Source organism: Rhodococcus sp. B50, from assembly GCF_013602415.1.
Taxonomy (GTDB): domain Bacteria; phylum Actinomycetota; class Actinomycetes; order Mycobacteriales; family Mycobacteriaceae; genus Rhodococcus.
Genome location: NZ_WPAG02000002.1, coordinates 2,880,361 through 2,900,492, shown reverse-complemented (window position 1 = coordinate 2,900,492; position 20,132 = coordinate 2,880,361). Strand labels below are relative to the sequence as shown.

The window sequence follows — 20,132 nt, the reverse complement described above, 5'->3', positions numbered from 1 at the left end:
TTCAGGCGGCGGTGAGGCGACGGATCGCCTCGAGCGGCAGGTGCAACCACGAGGGACGGTGCCGCGCCTCGTAGACCACCTCGTAGACCGCCTTGTCGAGCTCGTACCCGCGCAGCAGGACGTCGGCGTCCCGCGGATCGTTTCCCGAGGCGGCCGCGTAACCGTCACAGAAGGCGGCGCAATTGCGCTCGGCCCATTCCCGTGCCCGGAATTCCCGCTGCGACTCCACCGCCGCGCCCTGTTCGGATTCGCGGACCGAATGGTGCGCGGCGTAATCGAACGACCGCAGCATCCCCGCCACGTCCCGGAACGGGCTGTCGGGCTTGCGGCGCTCCTCGAGGGACTTCGCCGGTTCTCCCTCGAAATCGATGAGCAGCCAGCGCTCGGGGGTGCGCAACACCTGGCCGAGGTGCAGGTCGCCGTGGATGCGGTGCACCGGAACCTGCCCCAGCGCCGCGACCTCCTCGAATCGTGCGCGGATCGCGTCGGTGAGTTCGGCGAGCTCCGGGACCTCGGCCGCCGCACCCTCGAGCCGGCGGACCATGCCCTCGGCCAGTTCGGAGGCGGCACGCTCCTCGGTGCCGAGCGCGGAGCCGAGGTGGGCGTGCACATCCGCGACGGCCGCACCGATGCGGTGGGATTCCCCGGCGAAGTCGGTGCCCACCTCGTCGGCACGCAGATCCCCTTCGAGAAGCAGGTCCCGGACGCTGCCGAGCGCCATCGACCAGCCGTCGGCCGAGTTCGCCGCGAAGTCCTGCACCATCGCCAGCGTGGTGCGGACCCCGTCGACCTCCGCTTCGATCCACGCGCGGATCGGTGCGATCGACCGGCATCCGTCCTCGCCCAGTGCGAGCGGCAACTCGACGTCCGGGTTGATGCCGAGTGTCACGCGGCGGAACATCTTGAGCAGCAACTTCTCTCCGAGAACTACGGAGGTGTTGGACTGTTCCGCGCTCAGCGCACGGCCCCGCAGTCCCGGTTCGATGACCGAGCCCGGCACGTTGTGGAGATCCACCGGGCCGGCGGGGGTGCCCCTCGCCAGATTGTGGGAGTACCGGTCGAGGATCTCCTGATCGCGCAGGCCGTCGTAGACGTGCAGCCCGTGGTCGTGGGAGTCGTCGGGACCGACCACGCTCCACGACTGCAGTTCCTCGGGGAGATGGGAACGGAAACCCAGCGGCACCTGGTAGATCTGATCCGCCGTCGACTCGAACGAGATCTTCACGAGCAGATGATCGGCCCCGAAACCGGGTTCCTCGATGAGCGGATGGCGCAGGACGACGCTGATCCCGGTGATGGTGTGACCCTTGGCCGCGAACCATCGCTGGTGCGGCATCCACTCGCGCAGGTCCTCGACGAGCCGCTCGTCCGGGTAGAGCTCGGTGTTGGTCATCACGGTTGCACCGCCGCTTCCGCTTCGCTGCTCACCGGGTGCTCGCCCGGTCCCTCCTTCGACGGATCGGGCTGGAGGGCGAACCAGAAGAATCCGTGACCGGGCAGGGTGATCATGTAACCCTCCTCCGTGATCGGGGGGAACGGGACGGAACCGGTCAGCTCCACCGGGATCCACCCGGCGAAGCGCGACAGGTCCAGTACGACCGCCTGGGGATAACGTGACAGGTTGTTCACGCACAGGATGACGTCGCTGTAGTTGCGTTCGGGGCCGGGCGACATCTCGCGCAGATAGGACAGGATCGCGGGGTTGGCGCTGCCGAGTTCGGTGAACGAGGCCTTGCCGAAGGCCGGATGCTGCTTGCGGACCTGGATCATCCGCCGCGTCCAGTGCAACAGCGAGTTCGTCGAATTCATCTGCGATTCGACGTTCACCGCCTGGTATCCGTAGGTGGGATCCATGATGACCGGCAGATACAGCCGGGCCGGGTCCGCCCGGGAGAAACCCGCGTTGCGGTCGGGGGTCCACTGCATCGGGGTCCGCACCGCGTCGCGGTCGCCGAGCCAGATGTTGTCGCCCATGCCGATCTCGTCGCCGTAGTACAGGACGGGGGAGCCGGGCAGGCTCAGCAGCAGAGCGGTGAACAGCTCGAGCTGGTTGCGGTCGTTCTCGAGCAACGGCGCGAGGCGACGGCGGATGCCGATGTTGGCGCGCATCCGTGGGTCGGTGACGTACTCCGCGTACATGTAGTCGCGCTCCTCGTCCGTCACCATCTCGAGGGTCAGCTCGTCGTGGTTGCGGAGGAAGATGCCCCACTGGGCGGTCTTCGGGATCGGCGGGGTCTGGGCGAGGATCTCGGAGATCGGGAAACGATTCTGCCGCCGCACCGCCATGAAGATGCGCGGCATCAGCGGAAAGTGGAAGGCCATGTGGCATTCGTCGCCGATCTCGGGTTCGCCGAAATACTCGACGACGTCGGTGGGCCACTGGTTCGCCTCGGCGAGCATCACCCGGCCGGGATATTCGGCGTCGATCACCGAGCGGCACTTCTTGAGGAAGGCGTGCGTCTCGGGCAGGTTCTCGCAGTTGGTCCCCTCGCGCTCGAACAGATAGGGGACCGCGTCGAGCCGGAACCCGTCGATGCCGAGATCGAGCCAGAAGCGCAGGACGTCGAGCATCGCGTCCTGCACCTCGGGGTTGTCGTAGTTCAGGTCGGGTTGATGCGAGAAGAACCGGTGCCAGTAGTACTGCTTGCGCACCGGATCCCACGTCCAATTGGACGTCTCGGTGTCGACGAAGATGATGCGGGCTTCCTGGTACCGGTCGTCGACGTCCGACCACACGTAGAAGTCGCCGTACGGGCCGTCGGGGTCGCTCCGCGATTCCTGGAACCACGCGTGCGTGTCGGAGGTGTGGTTCATGACGAGGTCGGTGATGACGCGGATGCCGCGCTTGTGCGCCTCGTCGAGGAAGAGCACGAAATCTTCGACCGTACCGAATTCCGGTAGCACAGCACGGAAGTCGCGGATGTCGTAACCACCGTCCCGGAGCGGTGAGTCGTAGAAGGGTGGCAGCCATATGCAGTCGGCACCGAGCCACGCGATGTAGTCGAGCTTCTCGGTCAGGCCCCGCAGGTCGCCGGTGCCGTCGTTGTTCGAATCGTTGAAAGCGCGGGCGAGGACCTCGTAGAAGACCGCGGTCTTGAACCAGTCCGGGTCGACGGGCAGGCTGCGCGCGTGGGCGAAGTCCTCGGCTCGGCTCTCGACGAGATGACCGTCTTCGGTGTGTTCGTATTCGGGCACTCGGTCGGACGGATCCGGCATGGCACCTCCGTGCTCGTCGCGTCGCAGGATGGACTCGCCCCAGAATGCCCCGGCGGACGGATTTCCACACCCGGACCGGACGGAACACTATGTGGGTGCACGTGTGCGCCGATACATTGGCGGGCATGACTGCGAACCGGCCCGAAGGGCGGGTGGCCGAGCTGTGCACCCGCATGCGTTCGTTCATCGACGACGAGGTGATTCCTCTCGAACCGGTCCTGAGCCGACACGACGACAAGGCCGCCGAGGCTCTCACCGACCTGAAGGCGAGGGCGAAGGAACTGGGTCTGTGGGCTCTGGGGCATCCCGAGGAGATGGGCGGTGGCGGGGTTCCCTTCCTCGACTTCGTCTACCTCAACGAGATCATCGGCCGCTCCGAGTACGGGCAGCTCGCGGTCGGGTCGGTGTCCATGCAGGACGCACTGATGATCCAGCGGCACGGCACCGCCGAACAACGCGAGCGCTGGATCCCGGGTCTCGTCTCCGGCGACATCCTGCCCTCCGTCGGCATGACCGAGCCCGAAGTGGCGGGATCCGACCCGGTGCTCGTGCAGACCACCGCGCGGCTCGAGAACGGTGAATGGGTGATCGACGGGCACAAGTGGTTCACCACCGGTGCCGCGCAGGCCGGTTACTGCACGGTCTTCGCCCGGACCGAACCCGAGTCGACGCCACTGCACCGCAGCATCAGCGCGATCATCGTGCCCATCGACACCCCCGGGCTCGAGATCGTCCGGTCGATCCCCACGATGGGGCACGAGCCGAGCGATCACTACGAGGTGCGCTACACCGGCGTGCGCGTTCCCGAGGAGAACGTGCTCGGCGAACGCGGCAACGGTTTCGTCGTCGCACAGGACCGGCTCGGGCCGGGGCGGATCTTCCACTGCATGCGGTGGCTCGGGCAGGCGCAACGGGCCTTCGAACTGATGTGTGCCCGCGCCAACACCCGATTCGCCCACGGGTCGCTGCTCGCCGAAAAGGGCGAGATCCAGCGCTACATCGCCGAATCCGCCGCCGACATCCAGGCTGCCCGCCTGATGACCCTGGATGCAGCACGGGTCATGGACGCCGGTGGGGACGCCCGGGTCCAGATCGGGCTCGTCAAGTTCCGGGGGGCGCAGATGCTGCACGACGTCGTCGACCGCGCGATCCAAGTGCACGGGGCGCTCGGCCTCACCGCCGACACCCCACTCGAGGGGATGTACCGCCGGGCGCGTTACGCCCGCATCTACGACGGCCCCGACGAGGTGCACCGGATGTCCACGGCGCGGCGGATGCTGCGCGACCCGGAACGGGTGCCGTGGCGGTAGGCCTTCCGGACTCGTCCGGTGAGTGACGGGGACGACGTACCTCTCGCGCTAGGGTCTCGGCATCCCGAGGTGCCGATGCAAGTATGTGGCGTGGCAGTAGGGGAGGCCGGAATCGCGTTGCGGCGGCGTGAGAATCGTCGGCCGGCTTTCACTTGTGAAGCATCGGTTGCCGGTATCGGCGTTTCGCGGTGGACGCCGACAATGCCTCGTCCTGCTCCGGAAGCTGTCCCAGGAACGCAACGTGCCCCTGCGCAGGATCGCGGGGCACGTGGTCGACGCAGGGTGGTGAGCCGCCTATGCCAGTTCGGGTGGGAACCCTCCCGTGGCCACCGGACCCCAGCGGGTCGGGGTGATCCGGATCAGTGACTTGCCCTGATCGCGCATCGCCTGCCGGTACTCGTCCCAGTCCGAATGCTCACCGGCGATGTTGCGGAAGTACTCGACGAACGGTTCGACGTCGTTCTGGGCGTCGACCACCTCCGCCGTTCCGTCGACCTGCACCCACGCGTCGTTCCAGTCGTCCGACAGCACGACGACGCCGACCTCGGGACGGACACGGGCGTTGCGGGTCTTGGCGCGCTGCGGGTACGTCGCGATCACGATGCGCCCGCTGTCGTCGACGCCACCGGTGACGGGGGAGGCCTGCGGTGTGCCGTCCTCGCGCTGCGTCATCAGGATCATCCGGTGCCGGGGCCGGACGAAGTCCAGCAGCTCCTGGATGCCGACCGTGGTGTTCGTTGCGATCTTGCGGGCCATGCACGTTCTCCTGTTCCGAAGGGCTACGACTCGAGGAGCGCCGCGAGTCGCGCGAGGTCTTCCTCCACCATGCCCGTGTCGCGGTCGAACTCGTCGTCGGTCAGTTCGATCTGGCGGACGGTGAATACGATCTCGGCGCCGTCCGGATGGGGGAGCACCCGCATGGGGTTGTGCACCTTCGTCCCCGACGGCAGGGCCACCTCGTGGTCGAGTACCCCGTAGTCGTTGGTGCCGACGAACCGCACGGTGACCTCGCCCATGGGGGAATCCGCGACGAGTGCGTCGCCGACGCGCCGCACCTCGCTCCGGGCCAGACCGGCGGCCCACTTCGGCAGGTTGTCGGGATCTGCGGCGAACTCGTAGACCCGGCGGGGTGAGCACCGGACGACACGAGCGACATGTCGACTGCGGACGACGGGCTTGCTCATGCTCACAACACTAGAAGGTCCGGGGGACCGGCTCATACCGGAAATCGGTTTCCCGTTGCCGCGCGTACGCCGGTTGCCGAGGCGCACACTGGAGATGTTCGAACCATCCGAAGGGGGCCCGGGAGCCTGTGCCGGGTCCTTTCTCCTCAGGAAGAAGCCGGCGGATGTCGTACACCGAGGACGACCCCAACGAAATCGCGGTCCCCGTTCACCGGGGGGCTCACATCGCCGACCCCGGACCTCTGGGTCTGGCAGCCTTCGCCCTCACCACGTTCATCCTGTCCAGTGCCAACGCCGGATTCGTCTCGGCGGAGGCGGAAGCCGCCGTCTTCGGCGTGGCGTTGTTCTACGGCGGTCTCACCCAGCTCGCCGCCGGAATGTGGGAATTCTTGAAAGGGAACGTCTTCGGGGCGACGGCCTTCGGTTCGTACGGCGCGTTCTGGCTGAGCTTCTGGTATCTCGTCACCTATACCGCCGAGGAGATGGGCTCCGAGAGACACGTCGGGGTGGGCATCTTCCTGTTGGCCTGGACCATCTTCACCGTCTACATGTGGTTCGCCAGTACCCGGATCAGCACGGCTCTGTTCGCCACCTTCTCGGTGCTCCTCCTCGCATTCGTCTTCCTCACCCTCGGAGCGCTCCTGGAGCAGACCGGCCTGACGAGGGTCGGTGGCTATTTCGGACTCGCCGCTGCCGCAGGAGCCTGGTACACCTCCGCTGCCGGGGTCCTCAGCACGACCTTCGGGCGCGTCGTCCTCCCGACGGGCCCACGCTGACAGGACACTGTTCATCTCCACCCCACGGGGGCCGGTTTGACACGCACTTCGGCTCTCCTGGTACAGTCCGGAGTCATGCAGCGTGCATATTTCTGGTTTAGCAGGCCGGCCCGGGGTGGGTCGGTCGGCGTGACCACGCGCTGACTTCTTCACCTACGAGCCGGATCCAGACCGGCTCGTAGGAATCGCAGGTTCTCTCGGGTCGGAATCCGAACCACCGAGAACAGGAACCATCGATGAGCCCCACCACCGGAACCGCGACCACCGGAATCTCGACGTCGAATCTCGACGAACAGCGCACCGTCAAGGTCAGCCCTCTCGTCGCGCCGTCCGAGATCCGTGCCGAGTACGCACCCGACGCCGTCGTCGCAGCAACCGTCCGCTCGGGCCGCGCCGGCACCGTCGACATCCTGAACGGCACCGACGACCGTCTCGTCGTCGTGGTCGGCCCCTGCTCTGTGCACGACCCCGCCGCCGCGATGGACTACGCGCGTCGTCTGGCCGCCAAGGCCGAGGAGCTGCGCGACGACCTGCACGTCGTGATGCGGGTGTACTTCGAGAAGCCGCGCACCACGCTCGGGTGGAAGGGCCTGCTCAACGACCCGCACCTCGACGGCACCTTCGATATCAACACCGGCCTGCGCATCGGCCGCAAGCTGCTGCTCGACGTCTCCGGCCTCGGGCTGCCCGTGGGGTGCGAGTTCCTCGACCCGATCCTCCCGCAGTACTACGCCGACCTGGTCACCTACGGCGCCATCGGTGCCCGCACCGCCGCGAGCCAGGTCCACCGCCAGCTGTGCAGCGCGCTGTCCATGCCCGTCGGTATCAAGAATTCCACCGAAGGCGACGTGCAGGTCGCGGTCGACGGCACCCGTGCCGCAGCGGCCAGCCACGTCTTCCCCGGCACCGATCTCGACGGCCAGGCCGCGTTGATCGAGACCGTCGGCAACCCCGACTGCCACGTCATCCTGCGCGGCGGCAGCGCGGGCCCGAACTACGACGCCGAGACCGTCGCCGACACCATGGCTCGGCTGCGCAAGGCCGGACTGCCCGAGCGTGTCGTCATCGACGCCAGCCACGGCAACAGCCGCAAGGACCACAACAAGCAGGTCGACGTCGTCACCGATGTCGCCGAGCGGATCGAGGCCGGCGAGAAGGGTATCGTCGGCCTGATGCTCGAGAGCTTCATCGAGGCGGGTCGCCAGGACCTGACCCTCGGGGAGGCCGGCAAGCTCGACTACGGCAAGTCGATCACCGACGCGTGCATCGACTGGGGCACCACCGCGGCGCAGCTCGACCGCCTCGCGCAGGCGGTGCGCGCCCGCCGCAGCTGAATCCCGTCCGCGGCGTGAAGGGCCGGCGGAGTCGTCCGAGATGACGAGCCGCCGGCCCTCCTCCGTCCGGTAGCGTCGGCTGCATGGCTACGAACATGTTGTCGATCGTCGTGCCTGCCCACAACGAGGAGCGCTACATCGCGCGGTGCCTCGCGGCGCTGCTCGAGCAGAAGTCGGAGATCCACGAAATCCTGGTGGTGGACAACAATTCGACCGATCGAACCGCACAGATCGTCGAGGCCATTGCAGCCGGCGAGCCGCTCGTGCGGCGGATAGCCGAGGAACGGCCCGGCGTCGCGTTCGCCCGCAATGCCGGATTCGACGCGGCGACAGGTGATCTCATCGGGAGGATCGACGCGGACACGCGGGTCCGCTCCGGGTGGGCGCATACGGTCCGCGCCTTCTTCGCCCGCGACGACACCGCGAAGGTGGGAGCGATCAGCGGGCTCAGCAACTCGTACGATTCCCCTTACAGCAAGCTCAAGAAGTGGTACGTCGACAAGCGGACGGCCCAGGGGACGTTCGGCGGGGAACGACGGATCGACAATCTGCACGGCGCAAACATGGCGCTGCGACGCTCGGCGTGGGAGCGTGTCCGGGACGTCGTCAGTACGGACCCGAGGATCCACGAGGATCTGGATCTGGCACTGTGTCTGCGCGAGGCAGACATCGAGATCGCCCAGCTGACCGATCTGTACGCCGACCTGTCGCCGCGCCGGGCCTACACCCCGCCTCGTGAGTACGCGGCCTACATCCAGTCGGGAATCGACACCTTCGAACTGCACGGCCGCCTGACGCCGGAGATCCTCAGGCTCATCCGTCTACAGTCACGTCTCCACGTCCTCGTGTATGCGGCATACCGGCCCTACGACCCCGACCTGGGCAGATTCACCCTCCGGCGAGCGATCTTCGGCTCCGGCGGACGTGCGATGCCGATCGATACGAAGGGCCGCACGGCGTCCCCCTGACGGCGGTGGCCGGGACGCCGCAGGGCCGTCCCGGCCACCGTCGTGGGATGTTCTCGCCTCAGGTCACCTGAGCGGCGTGAAGTCGCGGCTGCCGAGATAGGGCGGACGCGGCCTCGATGCGGCGAACGGCTCGACGAGCGTGTTCTCGACGCTGTTGAACACGACGAACAGATTCGAGCGCGGGAACGGTGTGATGTTCCCGTTGGAACCGTGCATGCAGTTCGAATCGAAGACCGTCGCCGACCCCGCCGGGCCGGTGAAGGTCGCGATACCGTGCTCGGCCGCCAAGCGGGTGAGGGTGTCCTCGTCGGGCGAACCCGTCGGCGGAACGTGGGTGACCAGCGACTCCCGGTAGTAGTCGTCGGGCGTCTCACCGGCACACGAGACGTACGTCTTGTGCGAACCCGGCATGATCATCAGACCGCCGTTGTAGCCGTAATTCTCGGTGAGGGCGATCGAGATGCTTAGGGCACGCGGCTTGGGCATGCCGTCCTCTGCGTGCCACGTCTCGAAGTCCGAATGCCAGTAGAACGGTCCACCGCGGAAGCCGGGCTTGACGTTGAGCCGCGACTGATGGACGTACACGTCGGATCCCAGCAGTTGCCGTGCGATTCCGGCGATTTCAGGCCTGCGGACGATCGAGTCCACGAGATCGCTGAGCCGGTGCACGTCGAAAACCGAGCGGACGTCGCCGCTGCCCTGTTCGCGGACCACGCGGTCGTCGTCACCGAGTTCCCGGCCGAGTCGTGAGGTCTCCTCCAGAAGGTTCCCGACGTCGTGGGCGGCGAGAAGTCCTTCGGCGGTGTGGAATCCGCGACGGTCGTATTCGGCCACGGCCTCCGCGTCGAGCGGACCGTCCGCTGCCGACCCCCAGACGACGGGATCCTTCCTCTCGACGGACTCGCAGGCGGTGCGACCGCGGGTCGGATAGTCGTCGCGAACTATCGTGCGCATAGCTCGTAGATCACCCTCTCGGAAGTCGATGACGGTTCACTTCCGACGTTCCCACTGAAAATGCGCGAATGCAAGCCCGGCACCGGCATGTCCCTATCCCCGTGCCTCGGTCGAAAGCTGCTGGTCGGATCGAGTTTCGATTCGTGACAGTGCGGGTATTCGGCCATGCTGGCGCAGTCGGCGTCCGCAATCGTCAGCGGTGTTCGCGGTATGCGCGAGGAGTGTTTCCCGTCCATCTCTTGAATGCCCGGCGAAAGGCGCTCGGCTCGGAGAAGCCGAGCCGGGACGACAGGTCGTCGACCGCCTCGCCGCGTCTCAGACCGGCGATCGCGAGGTCACGGAGAACCTCCTCGCGCAACTGTCCCAGCGACGTGCCCTCCTGGCGGAGCAGGCGTCGCAGATGAGGAGGGCTCACCGCGAGCCTGCCGGCGATGTCCTCGGCGGTCGCCGTCCGTCCCTCGATGCCCGATTCGAAGATCCGCCGCACCTGGGCCGAGACCGTCGATTCGTAATCACGTTCGGACAGAATGAGATTCGGAGAGTCCCGCAGGTACTCCTCGAGTGATTCCTCTGTCTGCACGAGTGGGGATTTCAGTGCGGCGTTGTCGATCTCGAGCGCGGCGCGTCCTGCGCCGAAGGTCACCGGCACGCCGAAGATCGCATCGTAACTGCGGGCCAGGACGGGATCGGGTTCGGTGTACGGCAGGAACACCGATTCGAGTGGGACGCGGCCTCCCACCAGCCACGCCGCGAAACGGTGCAACAGCATGAGAAGGAAATCGACCACCACACGGGTCTTGTCGTCCACGACCTCCGGCAGTTCCACCTCCAGGAAGGTGGTGGACCCACCCGGAGTGAGGCTCAGCTGCGGCAGGGAACGGATGACGTGGTTGACCTCGATCATCCGCCGCAGGGCGTGGTCGAGATCGGGCCGGTGGATCAGGGTCAGGCACATCACCCGGAAGGTGCCGCGAGGCACGGGTGCCGCTGCGATGCCGAAGAGTTCGTCGTCGGTGATCTGCCAGACCACCTGGGTGAAGCGACTGACCTGCGCCGGTGTGAGGCGCGCATGGGGATGGGTGAGCACGGCGCGGCTGATGCGCGCCGCATCGAGGGCGGGCTGCAGATCGATACCTTCCTCGGCTCCCACCCGTACCGCTCGCGAGACGAAGTCGGACGGAATGGTCGGTCGCAACATCTAGCGCGCCTCCTGCAATCCGTTCAGACGTGCCACCGCTTCGGTGAGCACTTCGTCCCGCTTGCAGAACGCGAAGCGCACCAAATGATTCCATGAGGCGGTGTCGTCCACGAAGACGCTCACCGGCACGGCGGCCACCCCGATCCGCCCGGGAAGTTCCCGGCAGAAGGCGACCGCATCCGACCTGCCGATCGGTGTCAGATCGGCGCACACGAAATACGTTCCGGCGGAATCGAACACATTCAGCCCGGCACCGGAGAGAGCACGCGACAAGAAGGTTCGTTTGCGCTCGAGATCGTCGCGCATCGACGCGATCCATTCCTGTTCGTGCGTCAGCGCGTGCGCCACCGCGGGTTGGAAGGGTGCACCCCCGACGAACGTCATGAACTGCTTCGCGGCGCGTACCCCGTCGATCAGTTCGCGCGGTCCGAGCGCCCACCCGATCTTCCAGCCGGTGACGTTGAACGTCTTGGCGGCACTCGAGACCGTGACCGTCCGTTCGGCCATGCCGGGCAACGACGCGAGTGGGATGTGCGCGCGACCGTCGAAGACGAGATGTTCGTACACCTCGTCCGACAGCACCAGCAGATCGCGCTCGCAGGCCAACTCGGCGAGAGCGGTCAGCGCTTCGCGGTCGTAGACGGTGCCGGTGGGGTTGTGCGGGCTGTTGACGACCAGCATCCGGGTCCGGTCGGTGACGGCGTCGCGCAGAGCGTCGACATCGAGCACGAAACCGTTTCCGGATCGGGTCAGCGGCACGGTGCGCCGCGTCGCCCCGGCGAGAGCCACCGAGGCGGCATACGAGTCGTAGTACGGCTCCGTGAGCAGAACCTCCTCGCCGGGCTCGACGAGTCCGAGGATAGCGGCGCTGATCGCTTCGGTGGCGCCGACGGTGACGAGCACCTCGGACTCGGGGTCGTGGTGGAGGCCGTACCGCGCGGCGCGATCGGCAGCGACGGCCTCGCGCAGCACGGGCATGCCGGACCCCGGCGGGTACTGGTTGACGCCTTCGGCGATAGCGCGACGGGCGACCTCGAGCATGGCGGGCGGACCGTCGACGTCGGGAAAGCCCTGCCCGAGGTTGATCGCGCCGTGCCGGACGGCGAGTTCGGTCATCTCGGCGAAGATCGTCGAGGCGAACGGTCGTAACCGGGAGACCGTACGAACCCGTCCCGAAGTCGTCGAATCAGCCATTCCTGCAGCGTAGCGCCCGCGGTGTCACATCCGTGCGGCCTGCCTCGTCTCCATGATGTAGACCACCTCGGATCCGATGGAAGGCTCCGTCGGCCGTACCGGAAGGACACTGTCATGGCACGACTCGAAGCCGTCTCTCCCGACCGTGCGGGCCTGACGACCCGTGCGATGTATGCGCTTGCCCGCCGCAGGTTCGGTTCGGTACCCGAACCCTTCGCGGTGACGGCGCACCATCCGAGGCTGATGCGTACGAGCGGAGTCCACGAGATGCTCGCCCAACGCGCCTCCACCGTTCTGCCCGCCGCAGTCCGGGAGATCGCGGTCTATCGCGTGGCGTGGACCGTCGGGTGCTCGTGGTGCATCGACTTCGGGACGATGCTGCAACGGCTGGACGGGCTCGACACCGAACGGCTCGCCCACATCGCCGAGTACCGGACCTCCGATCTCTACAGCGACGACGAGAAGGCGGCGATCGCCTACGCGGATGCGATGACCGGCGCCGTGGCGACGGAGGTCACCGACGAACAGGTAGCCGACCTCGAGCGCCGTTTCGGGCCGGCGGGCGTCGTCGAACTCACCTATCAGATTGCGCTCGAGAACATGCGTGCGCGCATGAACTCGGCTCTGGGCATCCACGATCAGGGCTTCAGCACAGACGCCTGCCGGGTGCCGTGGGCCGAACCGCGAACCGGTGAGGCCGGAAGCGTCTGACGACTAGTCGAAAATGCTGACGTCCAGGAGGACTCCGCGCCTGAGCTTCTCGGGATTCGCCATGTCGTAGGCAGCCCAGATCCGTCCGTCCCGCACGGTCCACGCCGTCACGCGCGGAGGGAAGCCCGGCCGTCCATCGGCGGCCGGGCGGCCGCGGTTCACCAGGCCGAGTTCGCCGTTCACCAGGACAGGCTCGAACGCCGTCAGCGCCTCGGAGCCGTAGAGCCTCAGCAAGCCCAGCATGAAGCGCGCCACCTTCTCGGCGCCGACCACGACGTTCAGTGCCGTGCGGGTCGTGCCCCCGGCGTCCCCGATCATGCGGGCATCGGGATGCAGCGCGGCGACGACGGCATCGAGGTCGGCGCCGGCGAAGGCCGCGACGAGCCGCCCGACGGCCTCCTCGTGTTCGGCCGGCGAACTCGGCAGTGGAACGGACGAGACCGTCCGGCGGGCGCGGGAGGCCAGCTGGCGGGCGGTCGGGGTGGCGACGCCGAGGATGCGAGCGATGTCGTCGAACGGGATGTCGTACGCGTCGTGGAGGACGAACGCCACGCGCTGCGCCGGGGTCAGGTTGTCGAGCACGACGAGCGCGGCCAGGCGGTTGTCCTCGTCGCGCACGATCTCGTCGAGCGGATCCGCGGGAGCGGAGGAGCCGAGGGGCGCCACGATCGGCTCGGGCAGCCACTGGCCCACATAGGTCTCGCGGCGCACCGCGGCCGAGCGAAGTCTGTCGAGGCACAACCGCCCCACGACCGTCGTCAGCCACGCACGCAGGTCGCGTACCTCGGTGACGTCTGCACCTGCGAGGCGCAGCCATGCGTCCTGCACGGCGTCCTCGGCGTCGGCGATGCTGCCGGTGAGGCGGTACGCCACCGAGAGCAGGTGGGTGCGGTTCTCCTCGAACGCCTTCTGGGCGTTCTCGTCGAGCATGGGGACGATGCTAGACGCAATCGACTGCAGGGCGAAGGCAACGGCTGATCGAGCGTACGGATGTCGCCGGACGCCTATCCTCGTCCTCGAACGGAAGGGGGTGCCGTGGACAAATACGACATCAGACGGCAGCACCGCGAGCTGTATACCTGCTCGTCCGAGGATTTCACGGAGGTGCACGTTCCCGAGTTCGGTTATCTGGCCGTGGACGGGACAGGCGATCCGAACAGTTCCGAGGAGTACGCCGACGCCGTGGAAGCTCTCTACTCGGTGGCGTACACCGTCAAGTTCACCTCCAAGAAGGAACTCGGCCGTGATTTCGTCGTCGGGCCCCTCGAAGGACTGTGGTGGAGCGAGGACATGCGCACCTTTCTCACGCGGAACAAAGACCTCTGGTCGTGGCGCATGATGATCGCGCAGCCGCCGTGGATCACCGACGACATGGTGGACGACGCGATCACAGCGGCGGGCGACAAGGCCCGGGTGAAGAAGAAGCCGCTCCCGTCCCTGCCGCGAGTGCGGCCGTTCCGGCTGACGGAGGGCAGGGCGCTGCAGATCCTGCACATCGGACCGTACGACGACGAAGGCCCCGTCCTGCAGCGCCTGCACACGCAGGTGATGCCCGAACGAGGGGTGACGTTCGCCGGTGATCACCACGAGATCTACCTGTCCGACCCTCGCCGTACGGCCCCCGATAAGCTGAAAACGATTCTGCGTCAGCCTGTCACAGGCATACAGGAGCGATGATGGCCGTCACCAGCGCAGGTCTGATGTTCTACCGCGTCGACGACACCGGTCTGCTCAGCGTGTGGCTCGTCCACCCCGGCGGCCCGTTCTGGAAGGGGAAGGACGAAGCGGCCTGGTCGGTGCCGAAGGGGGAGTACGGCCCGGAGGAGGACCCCCGGGAGGTCGCCCTGCGCGAGTTCACCGAGGAGTGCGGGATCGAACCACCGGACGTGCCGCTGTCGTTGCTCGGTCGCTACCGGCAGTCGTCCGGCAAGATCGTCAGCATCTACGCGGGGGAGACGACGGACGAGCTGGAATTCGTCGAAAGCAACACGTGCGAGGTCGAATGGCCGCCGAAGTCCGGTAAGCGGATCACGATCCCGGAGGTCGACGATGCGCGCTGGATCGTCGCGGCGGACGCCGAGACGAAACTGCACAAGGGGCAGCGGCCGGTGCTGGAAGCGCTGCGTACGCGATTGGACGAAGAAGGCCGGTACTACCGCGTCGAACCGTAGTCCGGCAGCACCATCGGAACGAGGAACTGCCGGGCGATCGAGGCGAGCGCCTCGTCGTCGTCGATGTCGACGACCTGGCTCGGGGTGGTGAGGAACGAGGCCGAGATGCGGACGAGCATCTCGGCCACGAGATCGGTGTTCAGATCGGCGGCGACCGTTCCGGCGCGTTGTTCACGCTGCAACTGCCCCGCGACGAAACGGCGGACGGCGGCGAGCATCGTTCCGTCGTCGCCACCGATCGCACCTGCGAACAGCACCGGTTCGGTCTCGAGTAGATTCCCGATCAGCCTGTTCGTGCGGATGACGCGCAGCGCGCTGACGAATCCGAGGACCACTCGGTCCGCCACGGTGCCGGCCTGGGCGATGTCCTCGAGGAAACGCAGGAAGTAGCGGCGGAACTCGCGCAGGATGACCTCGTCCACGAGAGCGTCCTTCGATTCGAACTTGCGGTACAAGGTTATTCGCGACAACTTCGCGCGGCGCGCGATCTCCTCCATCGAGGAACGTTGGATGCCGGTGCGGCAGAACTGTTCGTAGGCGGCATCGAGCAGGCGCACGCGGGTCTCGTCGATCTCGGTTCCCATGACGGATTCGTCCGGAAGGAGAAGTGCGTCCTGAAAAGCACGTTCCAGCAACGACGCCGATTCGGCAGGGGGCGGTGCGGAGGCGGGTGAGACCGCTCGGGAAATCGGCGACGCAGAATCCACATGTCCTCCTCGAAGTGCAGAGTTTACCGTTCCGGTCCTGTCGCCGACCATCCCGAGCAGTGACATTTCACGATTCATTGTGACCCGAGCCACAGTGTGGTTCCATGTTACAGAGAAACTCCGAATGTTTCATTGCTACATCCACGAGTCGTAGGGGAGCGACAGTATGGATAATCCGAACAGGCGCGACGTTCTGAAAACCGGTGGCCTCCTTGGCGCACTGGGGGCGTTCGCGGTGGCGACACCGGCCCAGGCGCGACCGTGGAGGTGGTCGCCGGCGGGATCGATACCGGGCGCGGGAAGTGGCGCGGATCCACGGCAGGTGTGGGACAACGAAGCCGACCCGCTCGTCGCCTCGCTACTCGATCGGGGCGACGTGCCGAAGGTCAACGAACTGCTGCGTACCTGGAAGAAGAACTCCCAGCCGTTGCCCGAAGGACTTCCGAACGACCTGCGCGACTTCATGGAGCACGCCCGGCAGCTTCCGTCCTGGGCCGACCCGGCGAAGCTCGAGACGGCCGTTCGGTTCAACGAGAAGCGTGGGCTGTATCTCGGTGTCCTGTACGGATTCGTGAGCGGCATGATGAGCACGGTCATCCCGAAGGAAGCGCTCGCCGTCTACTATTCCAAGGGCGGCGCCAACATGAAGGGCCGCATCTCGAAAACAGCCAAACTGGGTTACGACATCGGTTCTCGCAACGCGTATCTGGGCGACGGCGAGATGATCGTCACGTCAGTCAAGACAAGGCTCGTCCATGCCGCTGTGCGCCACCTGCTCCCGCAGTCGTCGCACTGGGCCAACATGGCGCCCGAGGATGTGCCGATCAGCCAGCACGACATGATGGTCACCTGGCACAGCCTGCCCACCAGCGTGATGCGCACGTTGAAGGAGTGGAAGGTTCCGATCCCGGCTGCGGAGGCCGACGGATTCCTGCACTCGTGGCAGGTCAGCGCGCACATGCTCGGCATCGAGGACCAGTACATCCCGGCCACCTGGGACGACGCAGAATCCCAAGCGCGGGAATCGCTCGATCCGATCCTGGCGCCCACGCCGGAGGGTGTGAAACTCGCCGACATGCTGCTCGATCTCGGCAAGGGTCTCGACTTCACGCTGCTGACCCGCCCGATCCTCGGTGCGCTCACGCGGTTCGCTCTCGGCAACGAGATCGCCGACTGGCTCAACATTCCACGCGAACCCGTCTGGGGCACACTGCTCGACGTCGCGTGGGGTCCGTTCATCGCGGTACGCGAAGGGCTGCTGCCCCTCCCGCTGGCGCCGGATGCCTACTGGACGTTCGACGAACTGCTGCGCCAGTTCGTTCTGCTGTACATGGCGGAACTGCGCCCGATCAGCATCGAGATCCCCGAATTCAACAACCCCAACTATCCCTGACCCGTTCCGGACGAGGGCCGGCACAGTTGCTGTGCCGGCCTTCGTGGTGTCGCCTTCAGTTCTTCGCCGCATCCGCTTTCAGCGAATCGATGGCGGCCTGCAGTGCGGTGGTGGCGTCGTCGGCGACCTCCGCGAGTCCCGGCTGATCGGCGACCTGCACCATCATCTGCGGGTTCATCGCATCGACCACCACTGTCTCGGGGTCGTCGGGGTCGGTGCGGACCACGACGTTGCAGGGGAGCAGGAGCCCGATCTGCCGGTCGACCGTCACCGCACGGTGGGCGAGCGGCGGATTGCACGCACCGAGGATCACGTAGTCCTCCATGTCCTCGCCGAGCTTCGCCTTCAGGGTGGCTTTCATGTCGATCTCGGTGAGCACGCCGAATCCCTGCTCGGACAGCGCCTTGCGGGTGCGTTCGACCGCGTCGGGGAACGAGGTGCGCAGGGTGGTCGAGAGTGCGAGTGTCATGGGTGTCCTGCTTTCTCTCGGAAGGTGAGGTGTCAGGCCAGAGCGAGGAAAAGCTTCTCGAGTTCGACCTCGGTCATCGGTTCCTTGCCGTCCTCGGCATTGCCGTTCATGCATTCCTTCAGGCCGGTTGCCACGATCTTGAAACCGGCGCGGTCCAGTGCGCGCGACACGGCTGCAAGCTGGGTGACGACGTCCTTGCAGTCCCGGCCCTGTTCGATCATCGCGATCACTCCGCCGAGCTGACCCTGCGCGCGGCGCAGCCGGTTGAGTACCAATGCGATGCTGTCTTCGTCGCCGACCATGGAGGCGTCCTTTCCTAGTTCTGTGGACCAGTGTACCCCCGGGGGTATCAGATCGGGGTGTGAGTCGCAATTCGATGCGGCGACGAGGGCGTAGATCTTGCCCGCTGCGGGTGAAACGGTGGATGCGGGGTCGATCACCGCAGGAAGATCGCATCGACGAGCACGTAGGCGGCCACGGCGAACACCAGATAGGCGAACCAGCGTTGAAGCCGGTCGGTGTCGACGCGGGTGCCGAACTGCCCCGCGACGAGCGACCCGACGATCGCCGTGCCCGCGAAGGCGGCGGTGATCGCCCAGTCGATGCTCGTGCCGCTCAGATGCGAGATCAGACCCGCGGCGGAGTTGGCGACGATGATCACCAGCGAAGTCCCCACGGCGACAGGCATCTCGATGCCGAGCATGAGGACGAGCGCCGGGATGATCAGAAATCCGCCGCCGACTCCGAACAGGCCGGTGAGGAAGCCGACCGCGAGGCCGGCCGAGATCGACCGAGGAGCACAACGGCGCCAGTTGATTCCGGAACTTCCGGTCGAGCACGCCGTTCCCGTATCGCCGCGATCGGCGAGCATCCGCGCCCCCGCCACGACCATCACCACCGCGAAGCCGATCAGCAGAGCGCGTTCCGGAAGCAACCTTCCCACGGCACTGCCCGCGAAGGTGGCCGGAATGCCAGTGGCGGCAAAGGTGCCTGCCAGACGCCACTCGACCTGGTGGGCACGCACTCTCGGTAGCGCCCCGACAGCCGACGCCACGCTGACCACGATCAGTGAAATCGGGACGGCCTGCGCCATGCTCAGCCCCAGGCCGAAGACCAGCGCCGGAACCGCAAGGATCGATCCGCCTCCACCGAGCAGGCCGAGCAGCACGCCGATGACGGCACCGAAGCCGAGCGCGAGCACCAACGTCATCTCGATCCCTTCCGTCGAATTCTCTGTCAGCAGTACCCCGGCGGGCCCGGTCGATCCGACGCCGAACTCGATATCGGATCCGTTCTCAGGCGGTGGGTCCGCGCCGGACCTCTCGACCCGCAGTCACCCACGCGCTCGTTCCGCCGGCGACGGACACCGCGCGCCGTCCGGCTGACTCGAGGATCTCGGCTCCGCGCTTGCTCCGGTTTCCGGATGCACAGATGACGTAGACGGTCTCTCCCGGCGACACCTCGCCCACACGGGCGGACAGTTCGGGGAGGGGGATCAACTGGGCGCCGGGAACGTGACCCTGGATGTACTCGTAGTCCTCGCGGACATCGAGCACCGGAGCTCCGGACTCCCACGCCTGGATCAGAGCGGCAGTGTCGACTTCGTGCATGGTGAACTCCTCTGTTCGGGTCTGCCGAAAATGGGTGAGCACTTCCGTGTCTTTCTGCTCAGCCGGCCGCCACGGAGGCACGAGGGCGCCCTCCGAGACGCTGCAAGGGGCAATGCTCCCTGCGGCTGCAGGCGTAGGTGGCGCCGGCGGCGACCAGGGTGAGTCCGGCTGCCGCGATTCCGACGCCGGGGTGGATCTCCTGGGCGAGGATGACGGAGGACATGATCAGGACGAACCAGCCGAAGCTCTTACGCAGGGTGTCGGGATCGACGAGCGAGGTGAGGCGGCCGCCGATGAGGCTGCCCACGACGGCGGCACCGGTGACCATCGCCGCCAGACGCCAGTCGATCTGCACTGTGGACAGGTAGCCGCCGAGTCCGGCGAAGGACTTCATAGCGATCACGATCAGTGAGGTGCCGACGGCGACCGGCATGGGCAGGCCGCCGAGCAGCGCCAGGGCGGGCACGACGAGGAAGCCGCCTCCGGCGCCGACGAGGCCGGTGACCAGACCGACGACCACACCGTCGAGCAGGATCTTGCCGACGGGCATCGCATGGTCGCCCTCGTCGCCGGCGGCCTTGTTCTTACGGCCGCGGAGCATGGCGATCGCTGTTGCGATCATCATCACGGCGAAGCCGAGCAGCAGGACGGTGCCGGGGATGAAGCGTGAGAGCAGACCACCGCCGTAGGCGCCGACCATGCCTGCCAGGCCGAATAAGATCCCGGTGCGCCACTGCACGCGGCCGGCGCGTGCGTGGGAGATCGCGCCGACCGCGCTCGTGACACCCACGACCAGCAGCGAAGTGGCAATCGCTTCCTTGGCGTCCATACCTGCGACGTAAGCGAGTAGCGGGACGGTGAGAATCGAGCCTCCGCCACCGAGCAGTCCGAGGGTGACGCCGACGAGGACTGCCAGAGCTACGGTCAACGCGATCAT

At 66.7% G+C, this 20,132-nt stretch carries 22 protein-coding genes; 8 read left to right on the top strand and 14 right to left on the bottom strand.

Translation table 11 applies throughout. The features are described from left to right. Position 1: 1 nt before the first annotated feature. Both GON09_RS13720 and treS read right to left on the bottom strand, forming a co-directional pair. Complete coding sequence (locus tag GON09_RS13720; RefSeq protein ID WP_213932261.1) at positions 2 to 1,393, bottom strand: maltokinase N-terminal cap-like domain-containing protein; 1,392 nt, start codon at positions 1,391 to 1,393, stop codon at positions 2 to 4. Then, positions 1,393 to 3,216 carry a maltose alpha-D-glucosyltransferase gene (gene treS / locus GON09_RS13715; RefSeq protein WP_213932260.1) on the bottom strand — a complete coding sequence of 608 codons (1,824 nt, stop codon included), beginning with the start codon at positions 3,214 to 3,216 and terminating at the stop codon, positions 1,393 to 1,395. The genes GON09_RS13720 and treS overlap by 1 nt, the downstream gene beginning before the upstream one ends. A 125-nt stretch (positions 3,217 to 3,341) precedes the next feature. Between treS and GON09_RS13710 the strand changes: the two genes are divergently transcribed. Next, a complete protein-coding gene (locus GON09_RS13710; protein ID WP_213932259.1) occupies positions 3,342 to 4,526 on the top strand; it encodes an acyl-CoA dehydrogenase family protein in 1,185 nt (394 codons plus the stop codon). Positions 4,527 to 4,820: 294 nt separating this feature from the next. Here GON09_RS13710 and GON09_RS13705 read toward each other — a convergent pair whose 3' ends face one another. Continuing rightward, entirely contained in the window at positions 4,821 to 5,282 is a 462-nt protein-coding gene (locus GON09_RS13705) for a PPOX class F420-dependent oxidoreductase (RefSeq protein WP_213932258.1), read from the bottom strand. Between the two features lie 23 nt (positions 5,283 to 5,305). Continuing rightward, positions 5,306 to 5,710 carry an SRPBCC family protein gene (locus GON09_RS13700; protein WP_213932257.1) on the bottom strand — a complete coding sequence of 135 codons (405 nt, stop codon included), beginning with the start codon at positions 5,708 to 5,710 and terminating at the stop codon, positions 5,306 to 5,308. A gap of 164 nt (positions 5,711 to 5,874) precedes the next feature. Here GON09_RS13700 and GON09_RS13695 point away from each other — a divergent pair, with 164 nt between their 5' ends. The 3 genes from GON09_RS13695 to GON09_RS13685 all read left to right on the top strand — a co-directional run bounded on the left by GON09_RS13695 (position 5,875) and on the right by GON09_RS13685 (position 8,788). After that, a complete protein-coding gene (locus tag GON09_RS13695) occupies positions 5,875 to 6,486 on the top strand; it encodes an acetate uptake transporter (protein ID WP_213932256.1) in 612 nt (203 codons plus the stop codon). 236 nt (positions 6,487 to 6,722) lie between these two features. After that, positions 6,723 to 7,820, top strand: a complete 1,098-nt coding sequence (locus GON09_RS13690) for a 3-deoxy-7-phosphoheptulonate synthase (protein ID WP_213932255.1) — start codon at positions 6,723 to 6,725, stop codon at positions 7,818 to 7,820. A gap of 83 nt (positions 7,821 to 7,903) precedes the next feature. Beyond that, entirely contained in the window at positions 7,904 to 8,788 is an 885-nt protein-coding gene (locus GON09_RS13685) for a glycosyltransferase family 2 protein (protein WP_213932254.1), read from the top strand. Positions 8,789 to 8,851: 63 nt separating this feature from the next. Here the strand turns inward: GON09_RS13685 and thpD are convergent, their stop codons facing one another. From thpD to GON09_RS13670, 3 genes are all read right to left on the bottom strand, one after another. Continuing rightward, the gene (gene thpD / locus GON09_RS13680; protein ID WP_213932253.1) at positions 8,852 to 9,742 is read right to left on the bottom strand and encodes an ectoine hydroxylase; all 891 of its coding nucleotides are present in this window, start codon (positions 9,740 to 9,742) and stop codon (positions 8,852 to 8,854) included. A gap of 193 nt (positions 9,743 to 9,935) precedes the next feature. After that, positions 9,936 to 10,940, bottom strand: a complete 1,005-nt coding sequence (locus GON09_RS13675) for an AraC family transcriptional regulator (protein WP_213932252.1) — start codon at positions 10,938 to 10,940, stop codon at positions 9,936 to 9,938. Continuing rightward, positions 10,941 to 12,134: a pyridoxal phosphate-dependent aminotransferase gene (locus GON09_RS13670; RefSeq protein WP_213932251.1), complete on the bottom strand. Its 1,194-nt coding sequence runs from the start codon at positions 12,132 to 12,134 to the stop codon at positions 10,941 to 10,943. Positions 12,135 to 12,248: 114 nt separating this feature from the next. Between GON09_RS13670 and GON09_RS13665 the strand changes: the two genes are divergently transcribed. Further along, positions 12,249 to 12,845 carry a carboxymuconolactone decarboxylase family protein gene (locus tag GON09_RS13665; protein WP_213932250.1) on the top strand — a complete coding sequence of 199 codons (597 nt, stop codon included), beginning with the start codon at positions 12,249 to 12,251 and terminating at the stop codon, positions 12,843 to 12,845. Positions 12,846 to 12,848: 3 nt separating this feature from the next. Here the strand turns inward: GON09_RS13665 and GON09_RS13660 are convergent, their stop codons facing one another. Next, positions 12,849 to 13,775 carry a sigma-70 family RNA polymerase sigma factor gene (locus tag GON09_RS13660; RefSeq protein WP_213932249.1) on the bottom strand — a complete coding sequence of 309 codons (927 nt, stop codon included), beginning with the start codon at positions 13,773 to 13,775 and terminating at the stop codon, positions 12,849 to 12,851. A 105-nt stretch (positions 13,776 to 13,880) separates the two neighbouring features. Between GON09_RS13660 and GON09_RS13655 the strand changes: the two genes are divergently transcribed. Both GON09_RS13655 and GON09_RS13650 read left to right on the top strand, forming a co-directional pair. Continuing rightward, entirely contained in the window at positions 13,881 to 14,522 is a 642-nt protein-coding gene (locus tag GON09_RS13655) for a GyrI-like domain-containing protein (protein ID WP_213932248.1), read from the top strand. Next, a complete protein-coding gene (locus tag GON09_RS13650; RefSeq protein ID WP_213932247.1) occupies positions 14,522 to 15,016 on the top strand; it encodes an NUDIX domain-containing protein in 495 nt (164 codons plus the stop codon). Before GON09_RS13655 ends, GON09_RS13650 begins: the two co-directional genes overlap by 1 nt. Here GON09_RS13650 and GON09_RS13645 read toward each other — a convergent pair. Continuing rightward, complete coding sequence (locus GON09_RS13645) at positions 14,998 to 15,600, bottom strand: TetR/AcrR family transcriptional regulator (protein WP_213932246.1); 603 nt, start codon at positions 15,598 to 15,600, stop codon at positions 14,998 to 15,000. The genes GON09_RS13650 and GON09_RS13645 overlap by 19 nt on opposite strands. A 289-nt stretch (positions 15,601 to 15,889) precedes the next feature. Between GON09_RS13645 and GON09_RS13640 the strand changes: the two genes are divergently transcribed. Continuing rightward, the gene (locus tag GON09_RS13640) at positions 15,890 to 17,116 is read left to right on the top strand and encodes an oxygenase MpaB family protein (RefSeq protein WP_213932245.1); all 1,227 of its coding nucleotides are present in this window, start codon (positions 15,890 to 15,892) and stop codon (positions 17,114 to 17,116) included. A 55-nt stretch (positions 17,117 to 17,171) separates the two neighbouring features. Here GON09_RS13640 and GON09_RS13635 read toward each other — a convergent pair whose 3' ends face one another. The 5 genes from GON09_RS13635 to GON09_RS13615 all read right to left on the bottom strand — a co-directional run bounded on the left by GON09_RS13635 (position 17,172) and on the right by GON09_RS13615 (position 20,132). Beyond that, positions 17,172 to 17,585 (bottom strand): DUF302 domain-containing protein, encoded by a 414-nt coding sequence (locus GON09_RS13635; protein ID WP_213932244.1) that lies wholly within the window; start codon positions 17,583 to 17,585, stop codon positions 17,172 to 17,174. Positions 17,586 to 17,617: 32 nt separating this feature from the next. Next, on the bottom strand, positions 17,618 to 17,887 hold the full coding sequence (locus GON09_RS13630; RefSeq protein WP_039586002.1) for a metal-sensitive transcriptional regulator: 270 nt from the start codon (positions 17,885 to 17,887) through the stop codon (positions 17,618 to 17,620). Between the two features lie 134 nt (positions 17,888 to 18,021). Beyond that, on the bottom strand, positions 18,022 to 18,795 hold the full coding sequence (locus GON09_RS13625; protein WP_213932243.1) for a sulfite exporter TauE/SafE family protein: 774 nt from the start codon (positions 18,793 to 18,795) through the stop codon (positions 18,022 to 18,024). 85 nt (positions 18,796 to 18,880) lie between these two features. Then, a complete protein-coding gene (locus tag GON09_RS13620) occupies positions 18,881 to 19,195 on the bottom strand; it encodes a rhodanese-like domain-containing protein (protein ID WP_085470894.1) in 315 nt (104 codons plus the stop codon). Between the two features lie 58 nt (positions 19,196 to 19,253). Next, positions 19,254 to 20,132 carry a sulfite exporter TauE/SafE family protein gene (locus GON09_RS13615; protein WP_213932242.1) on the bottom strand — a complete coding sequence of 293 codons (879 nt, stop codon included), beginning with the start codon at positions 20,130 to 20,132 and terminating at the stop codon, positions 19,254 to 19,256.

What these genes read in the sequence shown, in the direction of transcription:
- thpD (WP_213932253.1), bottom strand. Translation starts at nt 9,742, where the DNA reads ATGCGCACGATAGTTCGCGACGACTATCCGACCCGCGGTCGCACCGCC.
- GON09_RS13645 (WP_213932246.1), bottom strand. Translation starts at nt 15,600, where the DNA reads ATGGGAACCGAGATCGACGAGACCCGCGTGCGCCTGCTCGATGCCGCC.
- GON09_RS13620 (WP_085470894.1), bottom strand. Translation starts at nt 19,195, where the DNA reads ATGCACGAAGTCGACACTGCCGCTCTGATCCAGGCGTGGGAGTCCGGA.
- GON09_RS13615 (WP_213932242.1), bottom strand. Translation starts at nt 20,132, where the DNA reads ATGATCGCGTTGACCGTAGCTCTGGCAGTCCTCGTCGGCGTCACCCTC.
- GON09_RS13635 (WP_213932244.1), bottom strand. Translation starts at nt 17,585, where the DNA reads ATGACACTCGCACTCTCGACCACCCTGCGCACCTCGTTCCCCGACGCG.
- GON09_RS13640 (WP_213932245.1), top strand. Translation starts at nt 15,890, where the DNA reads ATGGATAATCCGAACAGGCGCGACGTTCTGAAAACCGGTGGCCTCCTT.
- GON09_RS13665 (WP_213932250.1), top strand. Translation starts at nt 12,249, where the DNA reads ATGGCACGACTCGAAGCCGTCTCTCCCGACCGTGCGGGCCTGACGACC.
- treS (WP_213932260.1), bottom strand. Translation starts at nt 3,216, where the DNA reads ATGCCGGATCCGTCCGACCGAGTGCCCGAATACGAACACACCGAAGAC.
- GON09_RS13710 (WP_213932259.1), top strand. Translation starts at nt 3,342, where the DNA reads ATGACTGCGAACCGGCCCGAAGGGCGGGTGGCCGAGCTGTGCACCCGC.
- GON09_RS13660 (WP_213932249.1), bottom strand. Translation starts at nt 13,775, where the DNA reads ATGCTCGACGAGAACGCCCAGAAGGCGTTCGAGGAGAACCGCACCCAC.
- GON09_RS13690 (WP_213932255.1), top strand. Translation starts at nt 6,723, where the DNA reads ATGAGCCCCACCACCGGAACCGCGACCACCGGAATCTCGACGTCGAAT.
- GON09_RS13685 (WP_213932254.1), top strand. Translation starts at nt 7,904, where the DNA reads ATGGCTACGAACATGTTGTCGATCGTCGTGCCTGCCCACAACGAGGAG.
- GON09_RS13705 (WP_213932258.1), bottom strand. Translation starts at nt 5,282, where the DNA reads ATGGCCCGCAAGATCGCAACGAACACCACGGTCGGCATCCAGGAGCTG.
- GON09_RS13625 (WP_213932243.1), bottom strand. Translation starts at nt 18,795, where the DNA reads ATGACGTTGGTGCTCGCGCTCGGCTTCGGTGCCGTCATCGGCGTGCTG.
- GON09_RS13720 (WP_213932261.1), bottom strand. Translation starts at nt 1,393, where the DNA reads ATGACCAACACCGAGCTCTACCCGGACGAGCGGCTCGTCGAGGACCTG.
- GON09_RS13675 (WP_213932252.1), bottom strand. Translation starts at nt 10,940, where the DNA reads ATGTTGCGACCGACCATTCCGTCCGACTTCGTCTCGCGAGCGGTACGG.
- GON09_RS13700 (WP_213932257.1), bottom strand. Translation starts at nt 5,710, where the DNA reads ATGAGCAAGCCCGTCGTCCGCAGTCGACATGTCGCTCGTGTCGTCCGG.
- GON09_RS13630 (WP_039586002.1), bottom strand. Translation starts at nt 17,887, where the DNA reads ATGGTCGGCGACGAAGACAGCATCGCATTGGTACTCAACCGGCTGCGC.
- GON09_RS13670 (WP_213932251.1), bottom strand. Translation starts at nt 12,134, where the DNA reads ATGGCTGATTCGACGACTTCGGGACGGGTTCGTACGGTCTCCCGGTTA.
- GON09_RS13695 (WP_213932256.1), top strand. Translation starts at nt 5,875, where the DNA reads ATGTCGTACACCGAGGACGACCCCAACGAAATCGCGGTCCCCGTTCAC.
- GON09_RS13650 (WP_213932247.1), top strand. Translation starts at nt 14,522, where the DNA reads ATGGCCGTCACCAGCGCAGGTCTGATGTTCTACCGCGTCGACGACACC.